General features: G+C 68.6%; 17 protein-coding genes. 9 read left to right on the top strand and 8 right to left on the bottom strand.

From position 1 onward, the window contains the following. Nucleotides 1-331 precede the first annotated feature (331 nt). The 4 genes from ACQEVZ_RS06240 to ACQEVZ_RS06255 form a co-directional block, all read right to left on the bottom strand. The gene (locus ACQEVZ_RS06240) at nt 332-1201 is read right to left on the bottom strand and encodes a DUF1152 domain-containing protein (protein WP_433362490.1); all 870 of its coding nucleotides are present in this window, start codon (nt 1199-1201) and stop codon (nt 332-334) included. Nucleotides 1202-1480: 279 nt separating this feature from the next. Then, nucleotides 1481-2371, bottom strand: a complete 891-nt coding sequence (locus ACQEVZ_RS06245) for a PhzF family phenazine biosynthesis protein (protein ID WP_433362493.1) — start codon at nt 2369-2371, stop codon at nt 1481-1483. Continuing rightward, nucleotides 2371-2568: a hypothetical protein gene (locus ACQEVZ_RS06250; protein WP_433362496.1), complete on the bottom strand. Its 198-nt coding sequence runs from the start codon at nt 2566-2568 to the stop codon at nt 2371-2373. Before ACQEVZ_RS06250 ends, ACQEVZ_RS06245 begins: the two co-directional genes overlap by 1 nt. A gap of 69 nt (nt 2569-2637) precedes the next feature. Then, the gene (locus ACQEVZ_RS06255; RefSeq protein ID WP_433362499.1) at nt 2638-2925 is read right to left on the bottom strand and encodes a winged helix-turn-helix transcriptional regulator; all 288 of its coding nucleotides are present in this window, start codon (nt 2923-2925) and stop codon (nt 2638-2640) included. Between the two features lie 329 nt (nt 2926-3254). Between ACQEVZ_RS06255 and ACQEVZ_RS06260 the strand changes: the two genes are divergently transcribed. Next, nucleotides 3255-3566: an EthD family reductase gene (locus tag ACQEVZ_RS06260; protein WP_344506032.1), complete on the top strand. Its 312-nt coding sequence runs from the start codon at nt 3255-3257 to the stop codon at nt 3564-3566. Between the two features lie 174 nt (nt 3567-3740). On the opposite strand, the gene ACQEVZ_RS06265 is transcribed toward ACQEVZ_RS06260, so the two are convergent. Both ACQEVZ_RS06265 and ACQEVZ_RS06270 read right to left on the bottom strand, forming a co-directional pair. Next, nucleotides 3741-4757, bottom strand: coding sequence for a hypothetical protein (locus tag ACQEVZ_RS06265; RefSeq protein ID WP_433362502.1), 1017 nt, complete (start codon nt 4755-4757; stop codon nt 3741-3743). A gap of 56 nt (nt 4758-4813) precedes the next feature. Then, a complete protein-coding gene (locus tag ACQEVZ_RS06270; protein ID WP_344506030.1) occupies nt 4814-5164 on the bottom strand; it encodes a PadR family transcriptional regulator in 351 nt (116 codons plus the stop codon). Nucleotides 5165-5476: 312 nt separating this feature from the next. Here ACQEVZ_RS06270 and ACQEVZ_RS06275 point away from each other — a divergent pair, with 312 nt between their 5' ends. The 6 genes from ACQEVZ_RS06275 to ACQEVZ_RS06300 all read left to right on the top strand — a co-directional run bounded on the left by ACQEVZ_RS06275 (nt 5477) and on the right by ACQEVZ_RS06300 (nt 9330). Then, entirely contained in the window at nt 5477-5893 is a 417-nt protein-coding gene (locus ACQEVZ_RS06275; RefSeq protein WP_433362506.1) for a hypothetical protein, read from the top strand. 173 nt (nt 5894-6066) lie between these two features. Further along, nucleotides 6067-6672 (top strand): hypothetical protein, encoded by a 606-nt coding sequence (locus ACQEVZ_RS06280; RefSeq protein WP_433362509.1) that lies wholly within the window; start codon nt 6067-6069, stop codon nt 6670-6672. A 128-nt stretch (nt 6673-6800) separates the two neighbouring features. Then, entirely contained in the window at nt 6801-6923 is a 123-nt protein-coding gene (locus tag ACQEVZ_RS06285) for a hypothetical protein (protein WP_433362512.1), read from the top strand. Continuing rightward, a complete protein-coding gene (locus ACQEVZ_RS06290) occupies nt 6924-7730 on the top strand; it encodes a hypothetical protein (protein WP_433362515.1) in 807 nt (268 codons plus the stop codon). Between the two features lie 241 nt (nt 7731-7971). Continuing rightward, on the top strand, nt 7972-8754 hold the full coding sequence (locus ACQEVZ_RS06295; RefSeq protein ID WP_433376640.1) for a class I SAM-dependent methyltransferase: 783 nt from the start codon (nt 7972-7974) through the stop codon (nt 8752-8754). A gap of 246 nt (nt 8755-9000) precedes the next feature. Beyond that, nucleotides 9001-9330, top strand: coding sequence for an ATP-binding protein (locus ACQEVZ_RS06300; protein ID WP_433376643.1), 330 nt, complete (start codon nt 9001-9003; stop codon nt 9328-9330). 65 nt (nt 9331-9395) lie between these two features. Here the strand turns inward: ACQEVZ_RS06300 and ACQEVZ_RS06305 are convergent, their stop codons facing one another. Continuing rightward, the gene (locus tag ACQEVZ_RS06305) at nt 9396-9800 is read right to left on the bottom strand and encodes an SMI1/KNR4 family protein (protein ID WP_433362518.1); all 405 of its coding nucleotides are present in this window, start codon (nt 9798-9800) and stop codon (nt 9396-9398) included. Between the two features lie 323 nt (nt 9801-10123). Continuing rightward, entirely contained in the window at nt 10124-10573 is a 450-nt protein-coding gene (locus ACQEVZ_RS06310; RefSeq protein ID WP_433362521.1) for a hypothetical protein, read from the bottom strand. Between the two features lie 62 nt (nt 10574-10635). On the opposite strand from ACQEVZ_RS06310, the gene ACQEVZ_RS06315 reads away from it, so the two are divergent. Both ACQEVZ_RS06315 and ACQEVZ_RS06320 read left to right on the top strand, forming a co-directional pair. Continuing rightward, on the top strand, nt 10636-11610 hold the full coding sequence (locus ACQEVZ_RS06315; protein ID WP_433362524.1) for a helix-turn-helix transcriptional regulator: 975 nt from the start codon (nt 10636-10638) through the stop codon (nt 11608-11610). 229 nt (nt 11611-11839) lie between these two features. Beyond that, nucleotides 11840-13063, top strand: a complete 1224-nt coding sequence (locus ACQEVZ_RS06320; protein ID WP_344506021.1) for a D-alanyl-D-alanine carboxypeptidase family protein — start codon at nt 11840-11842, stop codon at nt 13061-13063. The last annotated feature ends 168 nt before the right edge of the window (nt 13064-13231 follow it).

A 13231-nucleotide genomic window follows, 5' to 3' on the forward strand; every position in this document is an offset into this window, starting at 1 on the left:
GGCCGCACCGTAAGCACCGACACCACGCAGTCGAAGACGATGCCCCCGGACCGCGCCAGCCCAGCGAGTAGCCGCCAGGGAGTCGACGAAGACCAGGCCAACGGTGGCCAGCACGGTCACCCTGACCGAGTTGAACGTCCACAGTGGAAGGTCGCCGCGCAGCAGCACGTGGATCGACGCCGAGTGCCAACGCCGCGGCGACAGCGCGACCGGACTGAGGAAGCGGGTGCGAAGGCAGGTAGTGCAGGAACGGACGGATGGCGCATCGCTGTCAAGATCAGGTGCTCGCTCATCGGCCAGATGCGGATGGCGCGGGCCAAGCGCCGTCCAATTAATGCGGGAAAGCCCTGGGGATGCGCCTGTCGACGCCGCTGCGGTACTGCTCGATCTGGACCTCGATATGCCGAACCGTAGGTGTCTCCTCCAGCCGGTCCAGGTACAGGCATCTGGCTGCGAGCGCCATGAGCTCCACGGTGAAGTACATTGCCATCAGCGGGTTCACGAACAGCGTGGACCCGGACAGTCGGCGGGTGAACCCGGTGTCTCCGGACTCGCCGCTCAGCGCCGCTGCGATCTGGCCGTTCACGATGCTCGGCCGCTGCGGTGTCGCGGCCTGCGCGGCTGCGACAGCGTCGCGATACAGGGCTGCCTCGCGGCTGTCGCTCGGGATGGACAGCGCGCCGAGATAGCCGCCGTCGCGGTCGAGCGCCGCGAGGTTCTCCAGGACCTGAACGTGGTTCACCCCATGGTAGGCGTCGATGCCGAAGCCCAGGCACGTCACAAGCTTGATCGGTACATCGAGCCCGGCCACCGCTGCCAGGCTGCCGATGTCCTCGACCGGGGTACCCAGCCCCGACTCGTCGCCGCGCAGCAGGATGTCGGTGCCGCCGTCGACCAGGACGATCGCGTCCACACCGAGCGACGAGACAAGATTGCGGTACGCGGCGCGCAGCGGCTGCACCCCAGTTCGGCGCAGCGCGTACACGGTCGACGGCAGTCGCTGCTCAGCCAGCCAGTGGGCGAGGGCCAGTTCCGGGAAGTACGAGACACGCCGTGCGACGTCCGGCGTGACGGCAGCGACGTTGGGCTCCAGCCACTGTTCGGGTGGCACCAGCGTCAACGGCCCGAAGGACAGATTGGCCAAGTGGACCTCGACACCCCGATCCCACAACGCGAACGCCAGCGGAAGCCCGGCGTACACGTCGAATCCACCCCCCGCTCCCGCCAACAGGACTCGGCGAGCCGGTTCGAGCGCCGCGAACAGCGGAGGCGTAGCAAGCGACCATCCCATAGGCAGAATTCTTGATCGCATGCGCCCGGAATGCGACCCCCTGAGTCGCTTGACTGGCGCGAGACCCGTCCGCAGCTCGGCGCGCTCATCTGCCGCCGAGGGTGAACGCGAGTTGACCGCGTCCGTTACGCCGCGCGATGAGGTCACGCGGCGACCGGCGCGCTGAACTGCCGATGACCGTGCATCCGATCATCGGCAGGGAAGGTGGCTCGACGGCTTTGGCGCACGGAGATCGATGGGCGGGCCGAGGTCGACCACTCCGCCGATTCTGGCGACGATGCCGGATCCAGTACATGTCGCGCTGGCGAAAATCGATGACGGTCTCCGGAGCGTGTCGCCCTGGTGGATGTCGATGTCGCCATTGCCGGATGTGTCGAGCAGGTGGGCGGCAAGGCAGCCGACACTGTTGGCGTTCGCGATGTCCTCGTTGACGCCGATCGCGGGGGCGAACATGCGGGCCGCGGCCGTTCTTGCGGTCGGCGACAGTGCGTAGGTGAAGCAGCCGAGATACCCGAGCCGGCGACACTCGGTTGCCAACCGACCGAAGTCGGGCCGCATGGACTGCAGCGTCAGGTGATCCCGGACGGGGACGAGAAGTCGTGGCGTGCCGGGCGAGGCGACCCGTACGTCGGCGGCGATGTCCGCTCGTTGCAGGTCGAGGGCCGCGATGATGCCGCCGGCAGTGGCGTCGGCGTAGTCCGCCAGGGCGATGACGCCTTGGTCGAACCGGACTTCGATGCCGTTGTGGCGGCGGACGGCGGTCGTGGCGAAGGTGCGGCCTGCGGTGCGCAGGCTGCCGTGGTGCTCGGTGGCGCCGCTGCGGTGCAGCAGGATGGCTTGCGCGGCAATGATGCCATGGCCGCAGTTCGTGAGTTCCCCGGCGCTGGTGAAGAAGCGCACCATGGGCGCATCCGCTGTACTGGTGTCGATGAACGCGGTGTGGGAGGTGCCGATCCTACGGGCGATGGCGTGACGGTCGTCGTCGGTGAGCGTGGCGTCGTCGATCACCACCGCGGTGGGGCTGCCGCCTTCCCCATCGCGGGTGCAGGCGTTCACCACTGCCACCGGCGGGCCGGCCATCAGGCGGCCGTGACGTCGACGAAGCGGGGAGCACCGGGCTCGAGTTCGACGCGAGCGGTGCGGGTGGCGAAACAGATCGCGTGGTACCACCCGCACAGCAGTGGCACGTCGAGCAGCTGCCGCTCGTCGAACAATTCCCGCGCGGACCGCCACAGTTCGTCGTCGACGTCGCACGAGTCGTGCAGGGCGTCCACCATCCGGATAAGCATGGCCACCCTTCCAGGCGATTCGGTTTCCGAAGCGCCAGGGGGCGGCGCTTCACGGGTTCAGTCCTTGCCGTCCTCGCTCAGGGCCGAGGCCCACGCGTCGGACCAGCGGGCGAGCGGGCGCAATGCCTGGCAGGCGCCCCGACCCAGATCGGTGAGCGCGTAGGCCGCGTCCGGCTGCTGGGTGACGAGTTGGGCGTCAAGGAGTTCGGTCAGCCGCTGCCGCAGGACACTGGAGGACATGTTGTCGCAGCGCTGCCGCAGCGCGCGGAACCCGACCGGCCCATGCTGCAGCTCCCAGACGACGCGCAGGTTCCAGCGACGGCCGAAGAGGTCGAGGGCGGCCATGAGGGGTCGCCCGGTGCTCGATCCGCGCACGGGCCGGCCTGGCCTGGGTACCGTCATCGCCTGTGCCGCCCCTCTTGATGCTTCGATCTTCGATACACTAGCGTCCGGTGAGGTGATTCGATTTCCGAAGCGGCAGGGGTGGCCTTGTGAGGCGTCTACAAGGCGGTGTTGTTCGACGTCGACGGCGTGCTCTTTCCCGTATACCCCGACGCCGCCGCGGTGCTGCGCCTGTTGAAGGACCGGCGGTGGGGCGTCGTCACCTCAGGCCGAACGCCCACCATCGCGCCGGCACCCTCATCACCGACTGGATCGTGTAAACGGAGGTTGTCATGCACAAGCTGGTTGTCCTGTATCCCACACCCACCGATCCCGACCACTTCCGCGACTACTACGTGACCAACCACCTCCCGCTGGTCACGCGCCTGCCCGGCCTGCTCGCGTGGCGCTACAGCTTCGACGTGGCAGCGACGCAGGGTCAGACGCCGTACTTCGCGGTCTTCGAAGCCGAGTTCGCCGACGCTGCGGCAATGACCGCGGCGAGGGCGTCTCCACAGGGCCGGCAGGTGACCGCCGATGTCGCCAACTACGCCACCGGTGGTGCGGTCGTCATCCACTATCCGGTGCAGAACGGCACCGGCTGAGCCTGAACCCCGGCGGATAGCCGGGCCGGTGTGGCTCTCCATATGTGGCGCGCCGGCACGAGAACGGTCCGGCGCTCACTGAACCGACTCCGCCGATGTGCGTGTACTCGGTCGGCGCTGAGTCGCGAATCCGTGCCCGGTCGTGGTTCGGGACCGCTGTCCGGAGCCGGAATCCTACGCCGACTCTGAGCGCGCGCCGCAGGTTGGGCAACGACCCGCGTCGGTGTGGAACGGCCGGCCACCTGACGACAGTCGACCCCGCGCCGCGATGGCCAGCGGCATCGAAACCAGGCCGACCATCAGTACCAGCACTGACGCGGCCACCATGGATGACCACGGCGGGGTGACGGGCCTGCCGGCGCCGCTGTCGTCGAGCATCGCACCGAGCGAGTTCAATGCCAGCATTCCGATCGGTGTGAGCAGGATCAGCAGCGCCCAGACGCCGCGGTAGTCGTGCCGGGCGGCCAGGCCGAACGCGAGCAGCGCCCCGACGATCAGCAGTGTCACCGCAGCGGCAGGCAATGCTGTCGGGGCAGCTGCGTAGTAAAAGTCGCCGAAGAAGACGAAGCGCGGCGCGGTGCTGGCGGCGACCGGCACGCTCGCTGCCGCGGCGGCGAGCGGTATCAGCCGAACCCACCGGGGCTGAGGCCCGGCCGCACCGAGCGCGACGACACCGAGCACGACCTGGGGCAGCAGCACGAGCAGCGGCGGCCGGTGCATTCCGGTCGGCATCGCAGCCAGCACGACGCTTCCCGCAGTCACCAACACGGCGAGGCCGACCGCCCACCGGAACCACCGGCCGGGCGCGACAACGTACACGACGACGGCCAGCAACCAGGCTGCCCACACCGGGACGCCGAGCGACGACAAGAAAGGCCCGCGATACGGAAACCACGGCGCCCAGGGCACCACCGCCTCGAAGATCGCCCACCCGGTCGCGAACGCGGCCAGCGTGGCCAGCGCGAGCACGCCGGCGAGCCGGAAACCGGGACCGAGGCCTTGCGCGACCCGCAGGTGCCGGCGCAGCCCACCGACCGCAAGGTCCGCGACGTCGGCGGCCGAGGGCCTCTTACGGTCGGGCGCGGCCAGGGACAGGTAGGTGTCCACCAGCTCCGAACCACGCTCCCGCCGATAACCGGCCGGATAGAACAGCGCCGTCCAGCGCGCATAGCGGCGTTCCAGATCGGTCATGGTCGGGCCTCCCTGGTCCCGCCCTTCCGGGCGATCATGCCGGCGTTCCGCCGGGCTCATGCGACCCCTCCACTGAGGCGGGGCGCAGCCTGGATGGCACGCAACCGGACTGTTGCGGCATCGACGTTGCGGCGCATGCGTTCGGTTTCGGCGGCCAGCACCTCGCCGCCGGACTCGGTGAGCTGGTAGTAGCGGCGCAACCGGCCTTCTACGATCTCCTCGTGGTCAATACGCACCAGGCCGGCGTCGACCAACCGGTCGAGCGCACCGTACAGCGTGCCGGGCCGCAGCGAGACGCGGCCGCCGGACAACCGGTCCACCTCGGCGATCAAGCCGTACCCATGCAGAGGCTCACCGGCCAGGGCAGTGAGGATCAAGAACGTGGGCTCTCGCAGCGGGGTCTCCACGCGAGCCAATATATCGGGTGCGAAGGTATGAGGGAAGATTGCCACCGCCGGCCACAACCCAGACACAGCTGCGTCGTCACCGCATCCGGAACCTTGTTCCAGCCACACGCCGACGGCGCCCGGATGGCGGCTCGATCCACGGCGCATGGGGCGTGGAAGCTCAGCATCCGCTCATGGCCGCTGATCGAGCGCGCTCAGTGACATGCCGTCGAGACAGGCGTGGTCGATGGCCGGTGTCCGGTGTTGCCGAGCGAGCAGAAATCATCTCGGAGGGACGTTGCGATCGCGCGGGACCTCGTACGCTGACGGATCATGAACGTGGCTGAGTGTGTGACCCGCAGTTGCACGACCGGGTGGCTGGACTGGTTCCATGGGGAGCTGTGGCTCACGTCGACCGGGCTGATGCGGCGTCGGCTCAGCCTCGAGGCGACGCGGGCTCACGGATTGGGGCCGACGGTGGCCGAGCCACTGGAACGTGCTGACATTGCCGCGTTCGATCTGGATCGACTGCTGGCCGAACACCCGACCAACAAGGTCATCGCCTTCTCCGACGTCGCGCACGCGCGTCTGGTTCGAGGTGTTACCGCGCATGGTCTACGACTGCGGATGGTTGACGGACGGCGGCACAAGCTGCTGTGGCTCACCCGCGACCCCGCGTATCAGGTCCTCAGCACGGCGCTGGCCGCTACGTTAGGACAGCGCCTGCATCGGTCTGGCGCCGGCGTCTGACTGTGTGAAGGCACTGCGAGCCGCAATGCCCGCCCGTTCGAACGGCTGGCCGTGATCCGATCGAGGCGCCAAGCCGCGATTGACGCAGGGGATCAGCCATCCGGTCACGCCACCGGCCGTGCGCAACGGCACGATGTTGCCTTCCGCGAGGCCGGCCGCGATACTCCGTGATCATGACCGCTCCCTTCCCTGTGCCGCAGCGGCGAGGCCCTCGTGCTGGGCTCACCCTCGGCATCATCGGCCTGGTCGCGGTGCTTTGCTGTAGTGGTGCTGTCGCCGCCGGCTACGTGTTCCGTGACCGCCTGACCGCGCGTGTCGGCCAGGGCGATTCCGGCCAGGGCGACTACCGTCGACCGGACGATGTCTGTGTCCTGATCAACGGCAACATGGGCGAGCAGGCCGGTCCCGTCAGCGACTGGAAGCAGCTGGACAACGGCTGCCTGTTCACGCTCGCGGGTGAGACCGGCACGAACGAACTGCGCGTGTACGTCACCGTCAACGACGCAGTGAACCGATTCAACGAGGAAGGCGCGGACTTCGGCAACCGGGACGGCTTCGTCGGCGACGTCATTGCCGACCTCGGCGACGCGGCGTTCTTCACCCGGCGGCTCCTCGACGGCGGCGGCCAGGTCGATGCGAAGCTGGCCTGCTTGACCCGAAACCTGTACATCGAGCTGCGCTTGCACGCTACGTCCAAGCGGGCATGGAGTTCCGACGACGTGCGGGCACGACTCACCGCGTTCACTCACCTGATCATGCAGCACGTGCCGCGCGGGTAGTTGGTCGTTGATCAGTGCGATGCCAGTCCGCGCCGGCGAGCGGATGCCGGAGCCGGTTTGGTGGTGGGCCGCGCTGGTCAGGTGCTGTGGGTGCCGTCCCACGGCGGGTTGAAGCCGAGCCGGTCGGGGTGGAGCTTGTCGACGCGAAGCCGGCAGTGGCGCGTGCCACCGTCCAGGCCATCGCCGACGACCTGCACCGCGACCCGATCGGATTCTTCACGACCCACTTCGACCAGGCACCGGGGCGCTGAATGGCCTTCTACGGCACCTATGTACTGGCCCGGTCGGCGACGCCGCTGCCGCACGTGCCCGGCATGCGGTCGGCGTTCGGCAGCCGGTGCATGCTCATCACCCGGCACCAGGAGGGGTGGCAGCTTGCCGGCCTCATGACGCCGATGCATCACGAGTGGCCCGCCATCCACGGCGGGCCCGTGCCGCTGGCGATCGCCACCGGTGCGCCGGTGCTGGCGGTGGAGATCAAGGAGAGCTACTGCCTGCAGTACGGCGGCGCGACCCCCGACGGCCGGCTGTGGCTGGCGCACTTCGCCCGCGCCGCGGACAACGACAAGGGCTGCATCTTCGATCACCACGACGACTCCACGGTGCCGCTGCCCGCCGGCGACGACGTGCCGGCGAACGACCTGCCCGGCCTGGCGGACCACCTGGCCGGCTGGGCCGCCGACGCCGGCCTCGACACCACCGCGCCACGGATCGCCGAGGCGATCGGCACCCGTACCAACGAGACGGCCTTGGACGGGCTGGTGCGGGCGCTCGGACTCGTGCCGGTGGACACGGTGTACCCGGCCGTCGAACTCGACGACCTCGACTGGTGGGAGTGCTGGCAGCGCGCCGACGACGCCAGCGTGCGGGTGATCCAGGAGTGGAACGCCCGCAAGCGCGGCCGCCTCCGGCCGTTGCCCGGCCGGCCACCGGCGGGCGCCGACGAGTTCATCCGGTTCCTGGACCGGGTCGCCGACTCGATGTTCGGCGGCGGTCTCACCCGAGCGGAGCTGCGCGCCGAGGCGGCCCGGCTGCTGAAGACGTACCCGCAGCCGTAACCACAACGAAGCGGCAGCGTCGAAACACCGGCGTCCTGGCCACAGACGATCTGCCGTTCGCCGTGCTCGACACAGTGCCAGAAGCTGTCTCGCGGCGCTCGAAGAGCCGAACGTTTGATCACCGGTAACGATCGGCAGGCGGGCGAGCGGCTGGACCCTGCCGTGCCTGGCATCGAGAATTGGGTGCCTGCCGTAGGAGCTGCGCCCGTACTCTCTGTTGGTGAGCGATAGCAATGACTACGTGAGGTTGCGAGAGACCTTCAACGAGGACGCTGCACGGTATGACCGTGCCCGCCCCCGATACCCAGTGCAGATGTTTGATGATCTCGCTGCGGCCGGGGTAGCGCCTGGGGCAAGAGTGCTGGAGATCGGCTGTGGCACTGGGCAGGCGACCGTGCCGTTGGCCGAGCGGGGCTACCGCATCGTGGCTGTCGAGTTGGGCACCGACATGGCGGCTGTGGCTCGGCGAAATCTTGCCGCGTTCGACGCGGTGGAGGTCGTCACGGCGGCGTTCGAGGAGTGGCCCTTGCCCGGTGAACCGTTCGACGTGGTGTTCTCCGCTACCGCGTTTCACTGGATCGACCCCGCGGTGCGGGTGTCGAAGTCTGCTGACGCTTTGCGTCTCGGTGGCCTGCTGGCCACCGTGGGAACCCACCACATCGCTGGCGGCACCTGGACCGAGGCATTCTTCGTTGAGATCCAGAAGTGCTACGAGCGCTTCGATCCGTCGACCCCACCGGGCCTGCGTCTTGAGACTGCTCGTGACATCGTCGAAGACGATCGGGAGCTCACCTCGTCGGGGCGATTCGGGCCTGCGAAGTTCTACCGATACGAGTGGGAGCTGCCGTACTCGACAGCTGACTACCTGGATCTGCTGTTGACCCACTCCGGACACCGTGCCTTGCCGGACGTGCAGCGGAACGCACTGCTGAACTCCATCGCGCGGCTGATCGACGTGGACTACGGGGGTCAAATTGTCAAGCGCTACCTGACTGAGCTGAGGATCGCCCAACGAGTCCGGTGAATCGCTTCGACCAGTGGCGGTTGGTTTCAGCAGAGCGCGCGTGTCCCCGCTGGGGAGCTGATTGAAGGGCAACAATGGCGCCCTGTGCAGGTCGGCCGCACGGGGCGTCCGAGATTCTGTGGGCAGCGCTCCCGTCACGGAGGGCCCGGGTCGGTGTCGGACTCGGTCAGAAAGAGCAGATGATCATCTGGCCGCACGCCCGTATGCGATGATGGTGTTCGGTGCTCGGCCGGTGTTGGCGTAGAACTGCAGGACTTCGACTTCGACTTCGACGCCAACCCCACCGTCAACCCCGCAATGATCCACACCCTGTCCACCTGCGCCTGGGTCCGCAACGGCGAACCCCGTTGCCTCATCGGCGACTCCGGCACCGGCAAAAGCCACCTGCTCATCGGCCTCGGCGCCGCCGCGATGGCCGGCTACCGGGTCCGCTACGTCATGGCCGCCAAACTCGTCAAAGCCGCCGACGACAAACAAACGGCAATTGGCACGACCGCGCCCGGGCCTCCGGTCGTGCCGAACGTTGCGCGCCTGATCATCAAGAACGGCGATCGTCGAGAGCGCGGCGTTCCATGACGCGATCGGCCGGACTCTTCAACCCTTGTTCGGCGATGAACTCCAGGAAGTCCGCGGCCACCGGCTCATGATCGTCCTGGTCGTGGAAAATGGAACCAGACCTGGTCGTGACAGCGCCCTTCGGTGACCGGGAACCCCCAGTAGTCGCCGGTGCCCACCGCCGCCACGGCGACGAAGTCACCCTCGGGGAGCCATTCCTCGTACTCCGACCAGACATCGCCGTACCTGGCCGGCTTGCCCGGCTCAACGAGCGGGAACAACTCGACGAAACCGAACCGGCCACCGCCGTATCGCGTCATGAACACCTTGTATTTGTCCGGAAGGACGATGCCCATCCGGCCCTCAACGAGCGCGATCACCTCAGGCGTGGAGACGAGCCCATCGACCAGCGCAAAACCATGCCGGGCCTGCTCCCGGGCCGACCTCTGCCGCAACGGCTCGGCCAGCATGTCGAACTCCGCAAGATCCACGTGCGAACCCTAACTCCGCCCTGCAGACAGCCAGCGCGCCGAGCATCGACCCGCGTGCGCACATCTGCCGCAGCGGGCTGTGGCGTCGGGAACGTAACCCGCGATGGCTTTTCGAGCGGGAGAAAACGCGACGAACCGCCACGGTGCATAGGACGCCATGCTGAAGGCGGCCACGGTGAACGAGACGGTCGCACCGCCAAGGATGGAAAGAGCAAGCGCAATCCAACGTTTCCCGCGTTGCCGGCGTCCTGACCGGACAAGCCGAGGCGCCCGCATCTGTTTTTATGCAGGTAGTCGCCGGATGGTGGTCGCCGGGCCGTAGGTCATGCGCGGGTGAGCTCCATGGTCCAGTTGGATTCCCACGTCTGTCCGCCGTCGGCGGAGAACTCCTGCTCCCACCGTGCCGAGGTGGAAGTGATGTCCGACCAGATGAAGTGAGCCTTGATCGGCTTGCCGTCGTGCGTGTCGTCGCCGTAGAAGTCGCCGCGACCATCGCTGAACGTGCCCACCACCGGCGGGTAGAGCAGTCCGGTTCGGCTGCTGGCCCAGTAGATCGACCACTCTTCGCGCTCGACGTCGAACAGGCGCAACGTGAAGCCGCGGCTGCCCAGCGTCGGGAAGATGATCTCTTCAGTGTTGCCGCTGCCTCCGAAGATGTGCTGGCAGGTCGAGGTACCCGGGAAGTCCTCCCAATCGTCGCTGCCGGTGAAGAGGGCGGTGAGGCGCCGGTTGACCACGTTCCACGAACCGATGAGGAAGTCGAAGTCGTTCATGGAGACGATCGTGTCGGAGTACCCCTGACATCTTCTGTCAGTGGCCTGGCAGACTGTCCCAGGTGCGTGCCAGTCGACTGTTGTCCCTGCTCCTACTGCTGCAGAACCGCGGCCGGATGAGCGCGGCACGACTCGCTGCGGAGCTCGGAGTCACCCCGCGGACCGTGTACCGCGACGTCGAGGCGCTCGCCGCGGCGGGCGTGCCGATCTATGCCGAGCCCGGCCCCACCGGCGGCTACCAGCTGATGGAGGGGTACCGCACCCGGCTTACCGGGCTGACCGCCGGCGAGGCCGAGTCGCTGTCCTTGACCGGCATGCCGCAGCCGGCCGCGGAGCTGGGTTTCGGTGCCCAGTTGGCCGCCGCCGAGCTCAAGCTGATGGCGGCGTTGCCGACCCCGTACCGGGAAGCGTCGATGCGGATCCGGCAGCGATTCCACCTCGACGCACCGGGGTGGTACCGGGATCCGGACGTCGTGCCGCACCTGACCGCCGCCGCCGAGGCGCTCTGGCAGGACCAGGCAGTCGAGATCCGGTACCGGCGGTGGGCACCCGAACCCGGCGAGGTCACCCGGCGGCTGCACCCGTTGGGCCTGGTCCTCAAGGCCGGGGTCTGGTACCTGATCGCCGACGGGACTGGCGAACCGCGCACCTACCGGGTCGCGTCCATCGTGGATCTGCGGCCGCTACCGGAGACGTTCGCCCGGCCGGATGGCTTCGATCTGGCCGAGTTCTGGCGGGCAAACGTCGAACGGTACGAGCGGGCCGAAATCGCGGACGTCGCCGTCGTGCGGCTGTCGCCCGCCGGGCTTGCTGCCCTGCCCGATGTCCTCGGCCCGAAGGCAAGCCGGCTGGCGCTGCGAACGCTCACGCCCGCCGACCCGGACGGCTGGCAGCGCGTCACCATCCCATTGGAGAGCGTGGGCCATGCCGCCGCCGGTCTGCTCCAGCTCGGCGCGAACGCTCAGGTCCTCGCCCCTGCGGAACTCATCGCCCACATGACCGACACGATCCACGCGATGGCCCGACTGTACCCGTGAACGTTGCGCTCGGTACGCCGCTCCAGCCGGCCTGATGTACAGGACGGCGGGCGGTAGCTGGTGGCCGGAGGGTCGCTGCCAGCTTTCCGGCCGCCTGGAGTCGATCGAGCAATTCGGACGTTAGCCGGCGGTCGCACTGGGTAGCGGCGGCTTGCCGTGTTCGTGCCACGGCTTGACCTTCGAGCGATCCGCCGTGGGGGTTCGGTTGACCAAGATCAGTGTTGAGCCGGTGGTTGCGCCGTCGCCGGTTCGTCGTCAGGGGCTGCGGCTGTGGCTGACCGTGGCCGCGGCGGTCGTCGCGCTCGCCGTCGGCGGGTTCGTCACCTTCAGGCTCACCCGTACCGTGCCGGCGCCGCAGATCAAGCAGACCTTGCCGCAGACGTACACGATCCCGGGCGCTGCGCCGGTGTTGCCGTGGCCGCAGGCCGGTCAGGCGACGGTCGAGATCGACGGACTCGGCCGGGTGGGCGGCTCCGGTGCGTCGCGGCCCGTGCCGATCGCCAGCGTCACCAAGGTGATGACCGCGTACGTGATCCTGCGGGATCATCCCCTGCGCCTCGACGAGAACGGCCCCACGCTGATCGTCTCGCCGGAGGAGGCCGCCGCATACCCGGCCCAGCTCGCCTCCGGCCAGTCGGTGGTCCGGGTGGTCGCCGGTGAGGTGCTCACCGAACGGCAGGCCCTCGAGGCCCTGCTGCTGCCCTCGGCCAACAACGTCGCCCACATCCTCGCCCGGTGGGACGCCGGCAGCAGCGACGCGTTCGTCACGAAGATGAACCAGGCCGCGGCCCAGCTCGGGATGGCCGATACGAAGTACACCGACCCGTCCGGGCTCGATCCGACCACCGTCAGCACCGCCGCCGACCAGGTCACCCTGGCCCGGGTGGCGATGCAGGTGCCGGCGCTGGCGCAGATCGTGGCGATGCCGAAGGCCACGCTGCCCGTGGTCGGGCAGGTCGAGAACGTCAACACCCAGCTCGGCAAGGACGGGCTCGTGGGCATCAAGACAGGCTTCACCGACGAGGCCGGCGGCTGCCTGCTCTTCGCGGCCGAGTTCTCCGCGGAGGGGCAACGGTTCAGGGTCATCGGTGCCGTGCTCGCTCCCGGCCCGAGCCCGGCCGACGCCTTCGAGGCCAGCCGTCGCCTGATTCAGGCCAGCAGCGGCCTGCTGCACAAGTACAAGGCCGTGCACGCCGGCGAGGTCGTGGCGACCCTCCGGGGACCGACGGGCAGGAGCACCCCCCTCGCCGCGACCGGCGACGTGGACGTGGTCGGCTGGCCCGGCCTGACGTACCGGATCGACACGGTGGGCGCCTTGCCGGGCCGCATCGCGGCGGGCACCGGTGCCGGCACGCTCAAGTTCACCGCCTTGGCCACTGCCGCGACCACGGCCGTGCACGCCACCGACGCGCTCGAACCACCGAGCTGGTGGGAACGCATCACGCACGGGTGAGCGCAGCCGCTCACGCGGCATGGCCCGCGTGAGCGTCCGGCACGACGCGGTCAGCGCCCGGGTTCACTGGGCGGGGTGTCCGTCTCCGCGGCGATGATCCCTGTGAACGCTGCAAGAGCTGCCACATCACCGTACGGCCGCCGGACGTAGGCGTCGGCCCAGCCGGCG

Origin of the sequence: Dactylosporangium sp. CA-152071, from assembly GCF_050936335.1 — a bacterium.
GTDB lineage: Bacteria > Actinomycetota > Actinomycetes > Mycobacteriales > Micromonosporaceae > Dactylosporangium > Dactylosporangium maewongense.

Bases quoted from the DNA above. Each gene is read 5' to 3' on its own strand.
- ACQEVZ_RS06275 (WP_433362506.1), top strand. From the start codon at position 5,477: ATGAACGTGGCTGAGTGTGTGACCCGCAGTTGCACGACCGGGTGGCTG.
- ACQEVZ_RS06245 (WP_433362493.1), bottom strand. From the start codon at position 2,371: ATGGCCGGCCCGCCGGTGGCAGTGGTGAACGCCTGCACCCGCGATGGG.
- ACQEVZ_RS06260 (WP_344506032.1), top strand. From the start codon at position 3,255: ATGCACAAGCTGGTTGTCCTGTATCCCACACCCACCGATCCCGACCAC.
- ACQEVZ_RS06290 (WP_433362515.1), top strand. From the start codon at position 6,924: ATGGCCTTCTACGGCACCTATGTACTGGCCCGGTCGGCGACGCCGCTG.
- ACQEVZ_RS06255 (WP_433362499.1), bottom strand. From the start codon at position 2,925: ATGGCCGCCCTCGACCTCTTCGGCCGTCGCTGGAACCTGCGCGTCGTC.
- ACQEVZ_RS06310 (WP_433362521.1), bottom strand. From the start codon at position 10,573: ATGAACGACTTCGACTTCCTCATCGGTTCGTGGAACGTGGTCAACCGG.
- ACQEVZ_RS06250 (WP_433362496.1), bottom strand. From the start codon at position 2,568: ATGGTGGACGCCCTGCACGACTCGTGCGACGTCGACGACGAACTGTGG.
- ACQEVZ_RS06265 (WP_433362502.1), bottom strand. From the start codon at position 4,757: ATGACCGATCTGGAACGCCGCTATGCGCGCTGGACGGCGCTGTTCTAT.
- ACQEVZ_RS06280 (WP_433362509.1), top strand. From the start codon at position 6,067: ATGACCGCTCCCTTCCCTGTGCCGCAGCGGCGAGGCCCTCGTGCTGGG.